The organism is Algoriphagus hitonicola (assembly GCF_900113375.1).
Lineage (GTDB): Bacteria > Bacteroidota > Bacteroidia > Cytophagales > Cyclobacteriaceae > Algoriphagus > Algoriphagus hitonicola.
In genome coordinates, this window is the sequence record NZ_FOPC01000007.1 from 87,177 (window position 1) to 104,384 (window position 17,208).

Here is a 17,208-nt window from a genome sequence, read left to right on the forward strand (position 1 = left end):
TAAGACCTATTTAAAATTCAAGTGAAAAAATCTTAAATCTTCACTAATTCAGCAACTTCGTTTTTATTGGCTAGTTGACCACAGGCCGCATCGATATCCTGACCTCTGGATTTTCGGACTTTTGCGATGATTCCCTGGCTCTCCAGTATTCGTACATACATCTCTACTGCAGCCTTGGACGCTTGTCGAAATTCCCCCTCGTCGATGGGGTTGTATTGGATGATATTGACTTTGGAGGGAATGATTTTGCAGAACTTTGCCAAAGCTCTCGCATGTTGCTCGTCATCATTGATCCCATCCCAAATCACGTATTCATAGGTAACTTTTCGTTTGGTCTTTTCATACCAATAGCGCAATGACTCTCCCAACTCCTCCAAAGGGCTCTTGTCGTTGATTGGCATCAGTCGGGAGCGGGTTTCATTGATGGCTGAGTGGAGGGAAATAGCCAAATTGAATTTGACCCCGTCATCGGCCATTTTTTTGATCATTTTGGGAATTCCCACGGTCGAAAGGGTAATTCGCCGTGGAGCCATGCCGAGTCCATCAGAAGAAGTGATTTTATCGATGGCATCGATCACATTGGAATAATTGAGTAGCGGTTCGCCCATGCCCATAAATACGATATTGGTCAGGGGGCGCTTAAAATAGGTTTCTGCTTCGTCCTTGATTGCCACCACTTGGTCGTAGATTTCATCTGCATTGAGATTTCGCATGCGCTTGAGGCGGGCAGTGGCACAAAAATTACAATCCAAGCTACAGCCTACCTGAGAAGAAACACAAGCTGTAATTCTTTTGCTCGTAGGGATGAGCACAGATTCCACGATTTTGTCATCAAAAAGCTTTACGGCGTTTTTGATGGTTCCATCCTGAGAATGCTGCATGAGGTCCACTTGGATGTGATTGATGATAAAATACTTCTTGAGCATTTCCCGAGTAGAAAGGGAAATATTGGTCATTTCGTCAAAATTCTTCAGGGATTTATTCCATAGCCATTCATAGACTTGCTTGGCCCGAAATTTTTTTTCGCCCTGTTCCAAAAAGAATTCTTCCAAATCCGCTTGGCTGAGTTTACGAATGTCCCTTTTTTGGATTTCTTCCATGCTGCAAAGCTACGAATTTGATTGTGGAATGCTGAATCCCATTCTTTTAAAAATAAGAGGAGTTAATTTTAAAAATCTTTGAATACTACCAGGCACCTAGCTGAATATCTGTACTTAGTTTTTAACTTTGGTTGAAATCCAGTTTTAGCTTTCAACCTATCGCTTGTGAAAATTCAAATAATAAATGGACCTAATCTGAATCTGCTGGGAAAGCGGGAACCTGAAGTCTACGGAAGCCAAACCTTTGAGGAGTATTTGGATTCCCTCCGTAGGCAGTTTCCAGAGATACAGATCGAATATTTTCAAAGCAATATTGAGGGAGAAATCATCGATAAGATTCATGAAATTGGATTTTCATATGATGGGATTTTGCTCAATGCCGGAGGCTACACCCATACCTCAGTGGCCATCTCCGATGCCATCGCGGGAGTAACTACCCCAGTTTTAGAAGTTCACATTTCCAATATTTACAAACGAGAAGAATTCCGTCATAAAAGTATTATTTCCAAGTCCTGTGTAGGGATGGTTTCCGGTTTGGGGCTGAAAGGCTACGAATTGGCTATCCGATATTTTCTTTAAATCAATCTTTGACCATGTTGACCTTTGCCGCCGGACCTTCAAAAGTCTACGATGTCCTTCCCCAATACCTCGCCGATGCCTATGCTCAGGGGATTTTGAGTGCCAATCACCGGAGTTCGGTGTTTATGAATCTCTATCAGGAAACCGAGCGTTTGATGAGAGAAAAGCTTCATGTTCCCGAGGATTATCAACTGCTTTTCACTTCCTCTGCTACCGAAAACTGGGAAATCATTTCTCAATCTATCGTCGAAAGTGCGAGTTTCCATATTTTTTCTGGTTCTTTTGGGAAAAAGTGGATCGAATTTGCCAAGTATATTCTGCCTGGTACGGATGGGATCAAAATCCAGCCTACTCAGGTGATCGATGTGCCAGGCTTGGAAATAGACGAGAAGTTTGATCTGATCGCCATTACCCAAAATGAAACCTCCAATGCTTCTCAGGTAAAAATGGAATATCTGGAAGCAATTCGTGAGAAATTTCCCGAGAAATTGATCGCAGTGGACACGACTTCGAGTATGGCCGGGATCGAGCTCAAGTTTGAATTGGCTGATATTTGGTATGCTTCAGTTCAAAAATGTTTTGGCCTTCCCGCTGGTTTGGGATTGTTGATTTTAGGGCCAAAAGCAAAAGAGCAAACTCAGCAAAAAGGAGAACGTGGTCGATACAATTCCCTGAATTTTATCTTGGAAAACGCGGCTAGCTATCAAACGCATTATACTCCAAATGTATTGGGAATCTATTTGCTGAAGCGGGTGCTTCAGGATATTCCAGAAATTCAGCATACCGATCAGAATCTCCGCGAGCGAATGGTAAAATTGGAAAACTGTATTGCACAATCCTCCTCTTTACGCCTATTGGTAGATCACGAATTGAGCAGAAGTACCACCGTGCTGGGTGTGACGGGTCCCGAAGAATTGATTTCCCGTGTCAAAAAAGAAGCAGAAAAAGAGGGGATGCAGCTGGGAAGTGGCTACGGCCCATTGAAGCCGACTTCATTCCGTATTGCGAATTTTCCTGCCATTACGGATGCTGAGATTGACCGACTGATTACATTTTTGTCAAAATATTAATTCGGAAAGAAGGCTTCTCCTTCCAAAAAAGGCGCTTAGAAAATTCATGTTTTCAAGGGGTTCGCAATAATTCACAATTGCCTAATATGAAATTGCTTTTTGGCAAATTTTATTTGGTGTAGCTTTGTGGCATGGTTGACTTCAAGCAAATTCTTTCGGTGTCATTGATTCTCTTTTCAGTGATTGATATACTCGGATCCATACCGATCATTATCAATTTGAGAAAAAAGGTTGGTCATATTCAATCTGAAAAAGCCACCTTGGCCGCTGGGCTGTTGATGATTTTGTTTTTGCTGGCAGGAAAGTCCATTTTGGGTCTTTTTGGGATCGGAGTGGAGGATTTCGCGATAGCGGGAGCTCTGATCATTTTTGCCTTGGGTGCAGAAATGATTCTGGGTATTGAGCTTTTTAAGCCTGACCCGGAAGCATCCTCAGGTGCCTCTATTGTTCCTATCGCTTTCCCTCTGATAGCTGGGGCTGGAACTTTGACGACGATTTTGACTTTGAAAGCTGAATTTGCTCAAGTCAATATTGCCATCGGAATTCTATTGAATTTGGTTTTTGTCTATGCGGTTTTGAAAAGCACCAATTGGCTGGAGCGAAAGCTTGGAAAAACCGGGTTGGATGTATTGCGTCGGATTTTTGGCATTATCCTACTTTCGATTGCAGTCAAAATTTTCAAAACGAACGCCTTCCCGATGGATATCATCTAAGGTGCCGATTTTTATTCTTTTCTTTGTGCCATGATTACGATTTATACCGATGGTGCTGCCAAAGGAAATCCCGGTCCCGGAGGTTATGGAGCAGTTTTGAAATTCAACAAACATCGAAAAGAGCTTTCGGAAGGCTTTCGTCTGACGACCAATAACAGAATGGAGCTTTTGGCTGTGATTCGGGCGTTGCAGGAGTTAAAACTAACGGGAATCCCGGTGACGATTTATTCGGATAGCAAATACGTGGTCGATGCAGTGGAAAAGGGCTGGCTTTGGGGTTGGCAGAAAAAGGGCTTTAAAGACAAGAAAAACCCTGATCTCTGGCTACGCTATATTCCCCTTCATCTGAAGTACAAACCGAAATTCGTGTGGGTAAAGGGTCATGCCGGCAATATCGAAAACGAACGCTGCGATCAGCTAGCTGTTGCCGCCGCGGAAGGACATGGGCTGAAAGTGGACGTGGGGTATGAGTCTGGAAATTGAATTTTTGGTAACGGATTTAGCTCATTTTTAACCTTGACTTCGGATATCAATTCAGGTTTATATTGACAAAATAAACATTTATATTTTGTCAATATAAACTCTATCCTTGTAAGTCCTTCATTGTCATCAATGGGAGGTCTTTTCGATAGACTTCTTTCAAAAATTTATATTCAGAATTTGGATAAACCCAACCCTCCTCAGTCAGTTCGTAAAGTAATGGGGCGAGGTTTTGAACTGCCGCTTTACAACCTTGAACTATCGCGCCTATTTTCCCCGTTTGCTTGGAGAGCACGGCTTCATTTTCGATTTCAAATGGCCCCTCAAATCCTCTTTCTTTTAGCACATGGACAAAAGTTCTCCAATCCATTGAATCTCCCAGTCCAAAGCCTGGCAAGGTGGCTTCGTAATGATGTCTGTCCCAAGGATTGGTGCTTGAGGGTATTCCTGCTTTTTTTGCCCAGTCCTCTGGAATCTGATGCATGGGATACATATTTCCCCAGAAAGGATCCGGATTATTTCGGGTTGATTTGACGTGAATACGTTTGAGGCGTGACCTATCCGTATTTCGGATTACCTCCACCGGATCGGTATGCTGCCAAATGTCATGAGAAGGATCGTAGATTTCTCCATGATTGGGGGAGGGGATCAGTTCGTACATCAATTTTCGGGCAGCAAGAACACCGGGTAAATTATTGTAGGTGCCAAAATATCCCGAGTTTCTCCAACCTTCCATCGGGCAATTTTCATACAGAATGCATACGCCAAGATCGGCTGCATACTTGATGATCGGAGTGAAAATCCGCTGGAATTCCAACAGGTTTTTTTCAAAACCTCCCTCTTCATTTCCCAATTCATGATTATAGCCGACAAATGTGCCGACTTTGACATCATTTTCATCTCCTCCAAGCAGGTAAGCCATTCGGATCAATCGCAACAGGTGATTTTGATTTTTAACTCGCTGACCCGGATCCCCTCCGATAAGGTTTTCGAAAGCTCCGATGGATAATCTCAATTCTGCTGAGTTAAATTGATCGATCAGTTTTTTGGCATCCTCGGGACCAAAACTTTCATAATTCAAATGTGTAGCGACAAAATCATCTCGTGTACCGTCTCTACGGAAAACGCAAAGGTCCAATCCTTGCACACCGATTTCTTTTGCCTTTTCTATGGTTTGATCCAGATTGAGCTGGTCAAAAGCAGAAGTCATAATCCAAATGGGATTTGCCATTATTTTAATTTTTGGGTCAAAAAAACAGCCCTTTCGGGCTGTTCAATTTATTCATTTTGTGCAAGATTTTTAGGCTTGGTGCTAATTCTGGACCAGAGGAGTTCACCTACTTTTTGGCCTTGCCATACTCCTTCTTCAATCGCAGGCATGTAGTGAATTCCACCATAAAACCGTGAAATCGCTGCTTCCTCGGCTGCCTCTGAAAAGGAATTATATTCCCGAACCGGAAGTCCATAATTTACTTCGGAGCTATCCACAAAATGGAAATCCTCCCCAAATAGCTGCGTCAAGGTGTATGCTGCTGCTGTGGAAGCCACACTGTGTCCGCTAGTGTGTTCTGGGAATGGAGGAGTTTGAAGCAAGGGGACCCATTCTTCATCAATAAATTGATTGATGTAAGTCTCCGGGCGAACGAGCTTGCTTCGGTATTTTTCATCCCAGCAAGCCACAAAGGCATCATGAAGCGAAATACCCGTAAGCGCAAGGGCTTCGGCGGTTTTTTTCCAATCCGATTCTGCGGTTTTTGCAGCAATTGCTGCAATACTCATCCAATGCCCACCGGGTGTAATTTTTTTCTCGGCAAACATCACATGACCTTTGACATTCATTTTGTAGGGATTACAATCCCAAAACATGGCAATATCCAATTCCTCTTTTTCCGCAGCATTAACCGCATCATAAACTTCTTTGGCTCGTTTGAAAAACTCCGATTCGGGATCGGTGGAATAAGGCGGTGGGGGAGAAACTTTGTACTGACCTGCTGAATCTAAGGTGAAGGTTCGGATTTTGTTCCAATGCGGTTCAATCCCTTCCATGTAGGCCGGAGGTGTCGGCTCCCAAGTTCCGGGGAGATTAGTGACTGTGTATTTTGGAAAGGAACGGCTCTGATGATAATTATCCTGTGCGGAATAGGCTTTGACGGCTTCGGCCACTTCTTTACCAAATTCAACAGAAGCTTCAAAAACATCTCTTGGAATTCCTTTTTCTTTTAATTCCTCAAAGGCTTTGTCCCGATGGGCGTTGACCATTTCTTCGGAGAAAATCAAATGAGTACCCATGGTATAATAAGCCGCTAGAGAAGCTAGGGGAGGATAAATATTTTCAGGTACGGTGAATTTTACTTCTTCAGAACCCTTGAGTTGCCCCAAGAGTGATTGGTAGTTGGGGTCTACTGCTGCGGCTACTTCATAGGCCGCCAAGGAAGAATAAGAGTAAATCCGTGCCGCTACCGGAGGGGAAAAGATGTCGTGGATAATGACTTCGGTAATCCGGTCTTGAGCCTCGTTTAGGTAATGTCCATCCGTAATGGCTTGACTATAATCAACCGGCTCAGAACAGGAGATTGCCAATGCAACTAATCCTAAATAAAGCAGGCTTTTAATACGATTCATATTTTATTATTTTGCTAAGGGTGCTTTGTGCTTGATTCCAAATTTGGATAAAGGGCAGAAAGCAGTGATTCTTACAGCCTTAAATTTAATCATTGCCAATCAAAGCTCAAATTATTATCGCTTGTTCCATGGAAGGAAAAGTCAAAGCTAATCTCATTTATGAGTCGCACAAATGACTTTTATCAATTTTCTTCAATTTTTAATTGATAAACAGGACCATTATTCGTCACCAGCAATAATTGAGATTGATTTTTGGGCTTGGGTGAGATAATCGCCCGAACCTCTGAATGGAGTGGGATTGGAATTGAGTGGAGTAAGCTTTCCCATGAGGAACCTGTCCATTTGAGTTGGTGAAATGACCGGGCGGTTGATTTTCCTAAATCCACTCGATATCCCGATTCATTTCCTCCTAAACTCAGGAGGCGACTTGACTCATCCCAATGAATAGCCTGTACCGGACTTAACTGGATTTCCCACGGAAATGGTTCAAACTCAAAGCTTCCGTCCTCTTGCTGAAAGTACACTCCTGAGCGGAGCTCCACTGCTTTTTTTGGCTTAACTTGATTAATGAGCTCAGCTCCGAAAAGGGACTCCGGTGAATCAATCTGGGCATAGCTTGAATAACTCGGATGAAGGCGTTTGATCGAAGGAATTTGCTTGATCAGATCATCGCGAGTAGCAAAAGGAACTAGTTTATCCTGCATGTAGTGAAAAATAATGGGGTCGGCCTGACCATTTTGATCAAAATCCGCATGGTATAACCAAATCGGTTTTTCCGGGCTTGCTTTGAGTTTTGAGTTTAATCCCAAGTTACCCACGATCATATCCATCAATCCGTCACCGTTAATATCAGCAGTTTTTATCGCATTGATCCAACCTGAGGAATTCTCAAGCCCATCCAGTTGGATTTCATGAAGTTGGGTTTCAGAAAGTGTAAAAACCCGTATGTCCTGCCAATCCCCAGCAAGGATCAACTCCTTTTTTCCATCTTGATTTAGATCCGCCCATTGGGCTGAATTGATCATTCCTAATTCTGTGTTGGGTCCAAAAAATGCAGCAGTGGCCTCTTGAAATTGACCTGAACCATTATTGATTAATAAGTAGCTTTTCGGATTGGCGCCATAGTCTCCCGGCACATTGGAAACGCTCACGAAAATATCCAAAGCTCCATCTCCATTCACGTCTTCGATTGCCAGACTTGCGGTATTTTCTCCGAGGGGAGGGAGGGCAGTTGGGGAGAAAATAAAATTACCCTTTCCATCACCAAAGAAGATCCGGTCAAATAGAAAAAGATTGCCTGATTTTTCTTCATTTCCTCCACTTCCCACATAGAGATCAAGGTTTCCATCTCCATTTAGGTCGGCGAACTCAGCCACCACATCTTCTGCTTTTGCCAACTGTTCAAAAAACGGATTGGGCACCTCCTGAAAGCTTCCACCCTTATTTTGCAAAAAAAGACTTCCCGCTTGATCTTTGGCTCCGCCCAAATAAATATCATCCAGCCCATCTCCATTGACATCAGCTGTAGCGACAGCAGGTCCACGGTTGGCAAAACTTTTTGGAATTAGGTATTCTCGGGCAGATTCATCGAGTTCGGTTTTTTCTTGGTGTTTCCAGTCGATAGGGAAGGAATATCCGTCAGTCTCCGGTTTGCTTATTTCTTCATTTCGAGGAGTTCCACTTCCTTGCTTCAGCTTCAGTTCTTGATTGCTAGCTACTCCATCAAACTTTTCTAGGTTTCCTTCTGGCCAACGCACCAAAACGGAATCGATTTTAGTGGTATTTCCCAGTCCAAAAACCAATTCGGTAGGGGTTCCGGATTGGAAACCTCTGCTAGTACTCAGACGCTGTCTCCAGGTTTGGTTTTCAGCAAAAACACGCACTTCCGCTCCAATTGCCTGAGGGTTTAGACTGGGTGATTTGAGTTTGATTCGAAGAAAATGGTGGAGTAGTTTTTCGCTTCTATTTTGATAAATAAAAGCTTCCTGATCAATATTATTGATGATCAAATCCAAGTCTCCGTCATTGTCTAGGTCGGCGTAAGTACTACCGTTGGAGTAGCTGGGCTGATCCAAACCCCAGTTTTTTGCCATCTGCTCAAACTTCAGCTGACCGGTATTTCGAAACGTGTAATTGGGCAACTTGACATTGGGGAGCATGTCGATTTGCTTTTGACGAACTTGATCCAGTGTGAGTGTAGGATCGACTGTTTGGGAATATTGGATAAAATCCAGATCGTTTGGGCGCTTGACAATGCCATTACTGATGTGGAGGTCGGTGAGTCCATCATTATCCATATCAAAAAGTAGTGGAGACCAGCTCCAGTCCGAGGCAAATACCTCCGAGTAAAGTGCGATTTCACTGAATCCCTGAGCTCCTTGATTGAGTTGGAGATGGTTACGGACATATTGATCACCATAGTTCAGGTTTTTTTTGATCTTGTAGACTTCCGCTTTATCTTCTCCGACTGACTTCATCCAGATTTCTGGGTCTTCGGGAAGCATATCGGTGGTGATGATTTCGGGAAGACCATCTCCATTGAGGTCTGCGGCATCATTTCCCATCGAATAGCGGGAGGTGTGGGCGATCAGTTTCTCCAGGGATTCGGTAAATGTCCCATCTTGATTATTCAGGTAGAGGTAATCGTTTTCGGTAAAATCATTGGAAACATAAATGTCCGGCCAGCCATCTCCATTGAAATCCTCAATGCTGAGACCTAAACCAAAACCCAAAATGCTGGAATAAATTCCAGCTTCATCTGTCACTTCCTCAAACCCAATATCCCCTTCGGCGGCAAAATTTTTAAAGAGTTTATCTCCACTCTGTTCGGGAAGATTTCTGTTTTCTGCTTTCACAAAGACTTCTGGCGATTTGATCCCATGATTGAGTAGGTAAAGATCCAGATCCCCATCCCGATCGTAGTCAAAAAATGCCGCATGGGTGCTGAAACCTTCGAAATCCAATCCATATTCCGCTGCAACTTCCTCGAAAGTCGAGTCTCCCTGATTGAGATAAAGTTTGTTTTTTCCGCTTAGGCCTAAGTAATTCCCTACCTGACAGACATAGATGTCCAAGAGACCATCCCCATTGACATCAGCCATGGTAACTCCCGTGGACCAGCCACCATCCCCAGACACGCCGGCAGATTCGGTGATGTCTCGGAATTTGAAATTTCCCTCGTTGAGGTAAAGCTTATTGGAAACTTGATTTCCGGTAAAATAAAGGTCGACCAAGCCGTCATTATTTATGTCACCAGCCGCCACGCCCCCTCCATTGTAAAAATAGAGGTACTCTAAAATGTTGAGTTCGGAGGTGGAGGTTAACTCATTGGAAAAAGTGATTCCAGTTTGATTTCCGGGGAGTAATTCAAACAGCGTTTCCTTCTTCGGCTCTTCTTTGCAGGAAAAAAAACATAATCCCACCGCCAGAAACCAGCTAGATCCAATTATTTTATTCAATCCCATAATTCCAGAATTCCGCCGAGTCATTGTTTTTGATGATCAGCAGGCGATTGTTTCCCAAATTTGAAATCGCTCGGATGTCTCCTTCGAGTTTCAAACCGTGCTCCGCATTTGGCATAAAGGTGAAGGTCCCATCTCCTTTTCCCAGTAATACCTCACCAAAACCCGCATCTGATTTCCCAATCTCCGGTTTGATGCCATAGAGGTTTCCTCCTAAAATTAAATCCAGAATTCCGTCTTCGTTCAAGTCTAGGGTCTCTATGGCAAAAGTCCAGGTTTTTTGAGCCATTCGAGGAAAGGCTTTCCATTCAAATTTCCCCGAACCTTCATTTATAAGGACGCCGGATTCAAAATGATTGACTTCCCGAATGATGGATTTGGAGATCGTTTCCGCATCAAAAATCTGATCTAGACTTTGATTGTTGTAACTCGTGTAGCGAACGTATTTTTTTCTGATTTCCGGGATTTGCTTTTCCAATTCATGCTTGAGTACAAAGGGAATCTGTTTACCGGATTCCGTGGTGGTAAAAAGTTGCTCAATGGATCCGTTTTGATCAAAATCATTCAAATACATGCGAATGGGATTATCCGCACTTGCCTTGAAACGCGTATTAAGCCCTTGATTTCCCAAAAGAATATCCGGAAGTCCATCAGCATTCATGTCAGCGATTTCCACGGTACGGTACCAGCCTTTGAGTTTTTCGAATTCGGGCATTTCGATCTTTTCAAACTTTCCTCCAGTATTTTTAAAAAAAATCGGAGCGATCCAATCTCCCACCAAAACCAGATCCTGTAGACCATCCTGATCCCAGTCCAAAATTGCCGCATCCGAGATCATCCCAACTTCCTTAAATTCTGGTGCAAGTTCTTCGGTTTGATTACTGAAACTTCCCTTTCCATCATTGATCCAAACCTGACTGGAAGCTGGAGCTCCATAGACGAAAGGCACCAATCGCTCGGTAATAATGAGGTCATCGGCTCCATCATCATTGATATCGATAATCTGCACAGATGAGCTACTCCCGCGGATTTGCTGAAGCCCAGAGCTTGTGTTTTTGGAGAAGTTTCCTTTTCCATCGTTGAGATAGATTCGGTCTGCCAAATCGGGAGCATTTCGAGGGGATTCATTTCCGCCCGAAGTCACGATTAAATCCAGAAAGCCATCTCCATTGGCATCGAAAAAGGCAGCGTCAGTATCCTCCGAAGCAGCATCGACTGAGAAATCCGCTTGTTCTTTTTCCACAAACCGACCATCTGAAATACCTAGATATAATTTCCCGGTATTTCCCTTTGCGCCACCAAGATAAAGGTCATCCAATCCATCGCCATCGACATCCCCTTTCGCAAAAGCAGGCCCCTCAGTAGAAAGCATGTGATAGGTCAATCGATCCCGATCAAAATCTACAAAAGGGTTTTCCTGATGGGTGTAATTGAGTGAGTTTTGGTCATTTCGGGCGAATTTGATGCCCATCGGAGATTTTTTTATTGGGTTTTGGTACACTTGCGCGTCTTCCCAACTGAGTTTTAGGAGTTGGTTTGCCTGAATATTTTCCAGGATAGTTTGAGAACCATCCGGCCAGGTCACAGTCAATTCATCGAGTTGGGTGATTTTTCCCAAACCCAAGGTGAGCTTAGGATCTACCGAAGACTGGAATCCTCTGTTGGGCATTTGCTCCAAATAAAACACCTGGTCTCCCGCTTTTGCCTTTAGCTGGGCACCGATGGCAAAGGTGTTTTGATCTTTGCCGACAAGGCGAAATTGAATAAAGTTATTTTCGGGAGCGATTTCCCGCTGGGCATTTTTAAAGATCTGGGCAGGCCGGTTGACATTGTTCACGACCAAGTCCAGCGTTCCGTCATTGTTCAAATCTCCATAAGCTGCGCCATTGGAGTGAATGGCTTCGCCAAGTCCCCAATCATCTGCTTTGTTTTCAAACTTCAAGTCCCCTAAGTTTTGGTAGGCATAGTTGGGAATGGGATTGATCGGAATGGGATCGATGAGTGCCTTATAATCCACTCCTTCTTGGGAAATGATCTTGATTTTGGTCTCCTCATCATCGATGAAGTTGAGGTAATCCAAATCTGTAATGTCTTGATAGATGCCATTAGCCACAAATAAATCCCGAAGGCCATCATTGTCCATATCAAAAATCAAGGCTCCCCAACTCCAGTCGGTAGCTTCGACATTGGCCATTCGTCCCAGTTCACTGAATGTGCCATCCCCATTGTTGATGTGGAGCATGTTTCTGGAAAATTGATAATGGTAACCATGGGTTTTATTGAACTGAAACCTATCCCAATTCTCAAAAGTCGTGACCTGCTTCAGCCGGGCAAGAGGCTCGGGTAGCATATCAGTGACAAAAATATCCAGCAGACCGTCCCCATTGATATCAGCAATGTCTGCACCCATAGATGCTGCGGAAATGGATCGCATGGAGTTTTCCAGCGATTCGGTAAATGTCCCGTCCTGATTATTGATGTATAGGTAATCCCGTTCAAAAAAATCATTGGAAATAAAGATATCCGGCCAGCTATCCTGATTGACATCTCCGATGGTGATTCCCAAACCAAAACCAATGATGGAACCATAAATTCCGGCTTCCTCACTCACATCGGTGAAGCGATCCCCGTCATTTCTGAATAATTTATCTCCGCCTACGGGATCTCGTTTGGGCCGCTCATTTTGCATTTTGTTGAAGCTTCCGATAGCTTGATAGCTATTGTTGAGTAAATAAACGTCCAGGTCACCGTCTTTGTCATAATCAAAGAATACCGCATGGGTAGAGAAGCCCTGATCGGCCAATCCATACTCTTCGGCTTTTTCGACAAAAGTACCATCACCTTGATTGATGAAAAGTTCGTTTTGCTTATTGTCTCCGGAGATGTCCCCTGAGTTGCAGACGTAAATGTCCAAAAACCCGTCTCCGTTTACATCTGCCATGGCTACTCCGGTACTCCATGCTCGATTTCCTGCCACGCCTGCTTGCTCAGTGACATCTTCAAATTGAAAATTTCCCTTATTTAAATAAAGCTTGTTGCTCGTCAGGTTCCCTGTAAAATAAATATCCAGCAAGCCATCATTATTGACATCTCCCAAGGCGACTCCACCACCATTGTAATAATTCCGATAGGTGAAAATGTTAAAATCTTCATCAAAGGAAAGGTCATTGCTAAAGGAAACTCCGGAGCTCTCTGGCGATACCTCTTGAAAAAGAGTAGGGGCAGTTTCCTTTGGAGTGGAGCAAGCCATAAGCCCGACGAAAGCTGCTAAATAAAGTGCCTTTATCTTCATGAAGCTTCTTTTTCGAGTTGTTTTTGGATTTTGAGATCGACGATTTCTGCGCGGATGGTGGATAGGTCTTTTTTGAAAATCCGGATTCTTCGGTTCCCATCGATTTTTACAAAGGCAATCAGACTTTTATCCTCATTGCTGACCTCAAAAAATCCCTCTCCGTATAAGTTTTCAAAATACCCGACGACATCTTCTCTGAGTTTTTCTACCGCCAATTCTTCATTCCAAGGTGCCCAACCGTCATAGGTGAATTCCACCGGCATCAAGTAGATTTTTTCATTTTCAAATTTGGGATAAAATCGCATACGGGCAGGTTTTCCTGAGGGAAGCTCGGGAACATATTCCACAGATAGCTCAGTGGGCCCATTAGTCAATACCCCTTCTTTGTTCAGGTCCCAGCAGGTCTCATAAAACCCCTTGCGATCCATGCCTAATTGCAATCCGAGAAAGAGTTCATTCACTTCTTTGCCAGAGGCAAGCTCCCGCTCTTCAATCTTTTGATATTCGGATTGGCAGGCTGCCAGAAGAATGAGTAAAAAGGTGACTTTAGCGAATCTTAAATAAAATCGGTTCCTGATCATTTCGTAAAACGAGTAAATGTGGTTTGTTTTCAATTTGTATTTTTTCAAAATCCCTTATTTCTCCCGGAATTGCCATTCCACTGGCTTCGGGATAGAGCGCTTTCCATTCTCCTTGTTGGGTTTGCTTCAATACCCATCCGTAACTTCCCAGATTACTGCCAAGTTCGGGTTTGATGCGGGATTGATTTCCACCCAGAACCAGGTAGGACTCTCCATCCGAATCTTGAAAATGATTGATGGCATAGATTGGGGCAAACTGGACTTCTATGGGGAGTACTTTTTTATCAAAACCACCTTTTCCATTATTTAGCCAAAGGCTGGTTTCCTGTAAGTCTAGCTCCAAAATTAAGGAATTTGAGAGAACTATGGGAAAAAAGAGCTCTTCCATTGTCTTGTCCTGATAGGCCGCATAGGTGGTCAATTGTTTTCTCAAATAGGGGAGTTGGCGGATAAGTGCATTTTTGGTCAACAGCGGAAAATTTCTGCCGTTTTCCAGACGAGTCAGAATGGGGTCCCAAGATCCATTTTGATCAAAGTCATTAATAAACATTCGGTTTATGAATTTATTCCTTGAGTTTAGCCGACTGTTTAATCCGATATTCCCCGCCAAAATATCGGGTAATCCATCCTCGTTGAGATCCTCGACTAGAAGGGAATTCCAAAGTCCTCTCGTCTGAACCAGTCCAAAGTTCTTAGTGATATCCTCAAATTGACCATTCGCCGTTTGGAAAATTTTGATTCCCATCCATTCACCTGCCAGAATCAATTCTTCCAAGCCGTCTTGATCCAAATCCGCCAATGCTCCGCTGGTAATCATTCCGATTTGAGAAAGTGCCGGATTTGCTTTTGTATTGACTTCGGTAAATTTTCCATTTCCTTGGTTTTCCCAGAGGCCTAGCCCTACCGCTTCGCCATAGTGAAAAGGAGCCGCTCGCTGTCCCAAAATCAAATCCAGATCTCCATCTCGATCCCAATCCAAGGAAAGGGCGAAGGAGGTGGATTGACTGGAGAAGGTTTGCGAGACTTCGGAGAAATTCCCCTTACCATCATTCAGATACAAGCGATCCTGATAAAAAGGACTTCCCTCGCCAAACTCTATACTTCCACTATACACCAAAATATCGAGATGACTGTCCTGATTGGCGTCAAAAAAGTGTACTCCAATGTCTTCAGAGAGCTTATTTTTTTCCGAATCGGGGAGAAAATTTGCGGTGAATGAGCCATCCCTATTTTGGAAAAAAAGCTGACTGGGAAACCCTTTGGCTCCTGGCAAAAGCAAGTCCATCAAGCCATCCGAGTTGAGGTCTCCGAGCTCACCTTTTGGGCCTTCGTTGCTGATTGCCCAAAACCGTAATCGATCCCGGTCAAAATCAATAAAATCACTTTCCTGATGTCGGTAGTCAAGGGGCAGGGAAACTCTCGAAAGTAAAGTTGCTAATGTCTCTGGTTTAGGTTTGGGCGGCTGAGTATTTTCTGTGGTTAATTTCAGCGTTTGATTGGTCGGAATGTCAGTAAGGATACTTTGGAGATTATTGGGCCAATCGATGATGATCGAGTCGATTTGGGTGGAATTGCCCAATCCAAAATGCACCAATGGGTCAACAGAGGACATGTAGCCTTTGACCGCTTGATATTCTTGGGTGAAGGTTTGATTTTGAGCTTTTAGGGTGATTTTAGCACCAAATTCGCTTCCCAGATCAAACTTTAGATAGTTGCCCAAGCCCTGTTCGATAGCCATATTTTTAAAAACTCCAGCCTCCGAGTTGAGGTTGTTTACGACCAAATCCAGGTCTCCGTCATTGTCGAGATCACCATAAGCCGCTCCGGAGCTGAAGGTGGATTGGTCCAAGCCTGAGGAAGCCGCCCGATTTTCAAAGTTCCAATTTCCGAGATTTTTAAACCAATAATTCTGAAGGGGATTGGAGGGGAACTCGTCAATCATTTTGGTGATCAGCAGGGAATCGGATTTGTTTTGCTTGACTTCCTGCTGCTTATCCAAATAGAAGTCCACGAAATCAAAATCAGTGAGGTCTTTAACAATTCCATTGGCGACAAAGACGTCTTTCCAGCCATCCAAATCCGCATCAAAAATCAAGGCTCCCCAGCTCCAGTCCGTGGCATGCATCCCGGTCAGTCGGCTGATTTCTGCAAAGATGGGTTCACCCGTTTCCGGATGTTTGCCAAGGTTCTTTTGAAGGGTATTTCGGGTAAACTGTCGATGGTATCCTGCATCGAAATTTGCCTGAAACTTATCCCATTCTTCAAAGGGAGTTTTGGTCTTTACCCGGGCGAGATCCTCGGGGAGCATTTCTGTGACAAATACATCGGGTAGACCGTCATTATCCAAATCGGCAATATCCGCGCCCATAGAACCCAGACTGATTTCCGGCATGGCTTCAGGTAGTATCTCCCTGAAAGTCCCGTCTTGATTGTTGAGGTAAAGGTAGTCCCGCTCAAAAAAATCATTGGAAACGTAAAGATCCGGCCAATTGTCTCCATTTAAATCGGCCACTGTCACGCCCAAACCATAGCCAATGCTACTACCATAAATCCCGGCTTCTTCACTGACATCCGTAAAATAATCTCCTTCATTTCTATACAGCTTATTCCCTCCATCAGGATCACGGATTTCCCGTTGGCCCTCTCGTAGGTCATAGATGCCTACCGATCTTCCCGAGTTGCTGAGGAGATAGAAATCCAGATCCCCGTCTTTGTCATAATCAAAAAATACGGCATGCTGAGAAAGCCCCTGATCATTCAGCCCATAGGATTTTGACATTTCCTTGAAGGTCAAATCTCCCTGATTGATAAATAACTCATTGTGTCGTTTCTCGCCTCCCGGAGGCCCGGATTTGCAGAGGTAAATGTCGATTAGCCCGTCGCCATTGATGTCGGCCATACTCACTCCGGTGGTCCAATACCCAATGGACTCAAGACCTGCCGAGTTGGTTATATCTTTGAATTTGAAGTTCCCTTCGTTGAGGTAAAGTCTGTTTGAGCATTGATTTCCTGCGAAAAAAATATCAATCAGTCCATCATTGTTGATGTCTCCCAAGGCGACACCGGCGCCGTTATAAAAATTTCGGAAGGTATAGGGATTGATTTCTTCGGTGTAAAAAAGATCATTTCTAAAGTCTATTCCACTAAGATCTGAGTTGATAGGGGAAAAAAGTGTAGCCGTCTCCTCGCTCTCATCAGTACAAGAGAGTAACACGTTGAAGCTAAGCAGGAAGATAATTATCCTGTATTTCATAAGGGTAGTAAAAAAAAGGAAGTGCACCAATGTACACTTCCTTTCAATTTATTCAGG

The 17,208-nt window shown here is 43.8% G+C and carries 11 protein-coding genes; 4 read left to right on the plus strand and 7 right to left on the minus strand.

The window, feature by feature from the left end:
• Window positions 1–32: 32 nt before the first annotated feature.
• Window positions 33–1,100 (minus strand): dual-specificity RNA methyltransferase RlmN, encoded by a 1,068-nt coding sequence (gene rlmN, locus BM043_RS10870; RefSeq protein ID WP_092791565.1) that lies wholly within the window; start codon window positions 1,098–1,100, stop codon window positions 33–35.
• A 165-nt stretch (window positions 1,101–1,265) separates the two neighbouring features.
• On the opposite strand from rlmN, the gene aroQ reads away from it, so the two are divergent.
• From aroQ to rnhA, 4 genes are all read left to right on the plus strand, one after another.
• The gene (gene aroQ / locus BM043_RS10875) at window positions 1,266–1,679 is read left to right on the plus strand and encodes a type II 3-dehydroquinate dehydratase (RefSeq protein WP_092791567.1); all 414 of its coding nucleotides are present in this window, start codon (window positions 1,266–1,268) and stop codon (window positions 1,677–1,679) included.
• 14 nt (window positions 1,680–1,693) lie between these two features.
• Window positions 1,694–2,749 carry an aminotransferase class V-fold PLP-dependent enzyme gene (locus BM043_RS10880; protein WP_092791569.1) on the plus strand — a complete coding sequence of 352 codons (1,056 nt, stop codon included), beginning with the start codon at window positions 1,694–1,696 and terminating at the stop codon, window positions 2,747–2,749.
• A gap of 131 nt (window positions 2,750–2,880) precedes the next feature.
• Window positions 2,881–3,462 carry a MarC family protein gene (locus BM043_RS10885; RefSeq protein ID WP_092791571.1) on the plus strand — a complete coding sequence of 194 codons (582 nt, stop codon included), beginning with the start codon at window positions 2,881–2,883 and terminating at the stop codon, window positions 3,460–3,462.
• 30 nt (window positions 3,463–3,492) lie between these two features.
• The gene (gene rnhA / locus BM043_RS10890; RefSeq protein ID WP_092791573.1) at window positions 3,493–3,945 is read left to right on the plus strand and encodes a ribonuclease HI; all 453 of its coding nucleotides are present in this window, start codon (window positions 3,493–3,495) and stop codon (window positions 3,943–3,945) included.
• Window positions 3,946–4,045: 100 nt separating this feature from the next.
• Here the strand turns inward: rnhA and BM043_RS10895 are convergent, their stop codons facing one another.
• The 6 genes from BM043_RS10895 to BM043_RS10920 form a co-directional block, all read right to left on the minus strand.
• Window positions 4,046–5,173, minus strand: coding sequence for a sugar phosphate isomerase/epimerase family protein (locus BM043_RS10895; RefSeq protein WP_092791575.1), 1,128 nt, complete (start codon window positions 5,171–5,173; stop codon window positions 4,046–4,048).
• Window positions 5,174–5,220: 47 nt separating this feature from the next.
• Window positions 5,221–6,564, minus strand: a complete 1,344-nt coding sequence (locus BM043_RS10900) for a vanadium-dependent haloperoxidase (RefSeq protein ID WP_092791577.1) — start codon at window positions 6,562–6,564, stop codon at window positions 5,221–5,223.
• A gap of 182 nt (window positions 6,565–6,746) precedes the next feature.
• On the minus strand, window positions 6,747–10,052 hold the full coding sequence (locus BM043_RS10905; RefSeq protein WP_245753018.1) for a VCBS repeat-containing protein: 3,306 nt from the start codon (window positions 10,050–10,052) through the stop codon (window positions 6,747–6,749).
• Entirely contained in the window at window positions 10,015–13,317 is a 3,303-nt protein-coding gene (locus BM043_RS10910; protein WP_092791579.1) for a VCBS repeat-containing protein, read from the minus strand. The genes BM043_RS10905 and BM043_RS10910 overlap by 38 nt, the downstream gene beginning before the upstream one ends.
• Window positions 13,314–13,898, minus strand: coding sequence for a hypothetical protein (locus BM043_RS10915; RefSeq protein WP_092791580.1), 585 nt, complete (start codon window positions 13,896–13,898; stop codon window positions 13,314–13,316). Before BM043_RS10915 ends, BM043_RS10910 begins: the two co-directional genes overlap by 4 nt.
• A complete protein-coding gene (locus tag BM043_RS10920) occupies window positions 13,864–17,151 on the minus strand; it encodes a VCBS repeat-containing protein (RefSeq protein ID WP_092791582.1) in 3,288 nt (1,095 codons plus the stop codon). Before BM043_RS10920 ends, BM043_RS10915 begins: the two co-directional genes overlap by 35 nt.
• Between the last annotated feature and the right edge of the window lie 57 nt (window positions 17,152–17,208).

What these genes read in the sequence shown, in the direction of transcription:
- rlmN (WP_092791565.1), bottom strand. Translation starts at nt 1,100, where the DNA reads ATGGAAGAAATCCAAAAAAGGGACATTCGTAAACTCAGCCAAGCGGAT.
- BM043_RS10880 (WP_092791569.1), top strand. Translation starts at nt 1,694, where the DNA reads ATGTTGACCTTTGCCGCCGGACCTTCAAAAGTCTACGATGTCCTTCCC.
- BM043_RS10885 (WP_092791571.1), top strand. Translation starts at nt 2,881, where the DNA reads ATGGTTGACTTCAAGCAAATTCTTTCGGTGTCATTGATTCTCTTTTCA.
- rnhA (WP_092791573.1), top strand. Translation starts at nt 3,493, where the DNA reads ATGATTACGATTTATACCGATGGTGCTGCCAAAGGAAATCCCGGTCCC.
- BM043_RS10895 (WP_092791575.1), bottom strand. Translation starts at nt 5,173, where the DNA reads ATGGCAAATCCCATTTGGATTATGACTTCTGCTTTTGACCAGCTCAAT.
- BM043_RS10900 (WP_092791577.1), bottom strand. Translation starts at nt 6,564, where the DNA reads ATGAATCGTATTAAAAGCCTGCTTTATTTAGGATTAGTTGCATTGGCA.
- BM043_RS10905 (WP_245753018.1), bottom strand. Translation starts at nt 10,052, where the DNA reads ATGACTCGGCGGAATTCTGGAATTATGGGATTGAATAAAATAATTGGA.
- BM043_RS10910 (WP_092791579.1), bottom strand. Translation starts at nt 13,317, where the DNA reads ATGAAGATAAAGGCACTTTATTTAGCAGCTTTCGTCGGGCTTATGGCT.
- BM043_RS10915 (WP_092791580.1), bottom strand. Translation starts at nt 13,898, where the DNA reads ATGATCAGGAACCGATTTTATTTAAGATTCGCTAAAGTCACCTTTTTA.
- BM043_RS10920 (WP_092791582.1), bottom strand. Translation starts at nt 17,151, where the DNA reads ATGAAATACAGGATAATTATCTTCCTGCTTAGCTTCAACGTGTTACTC.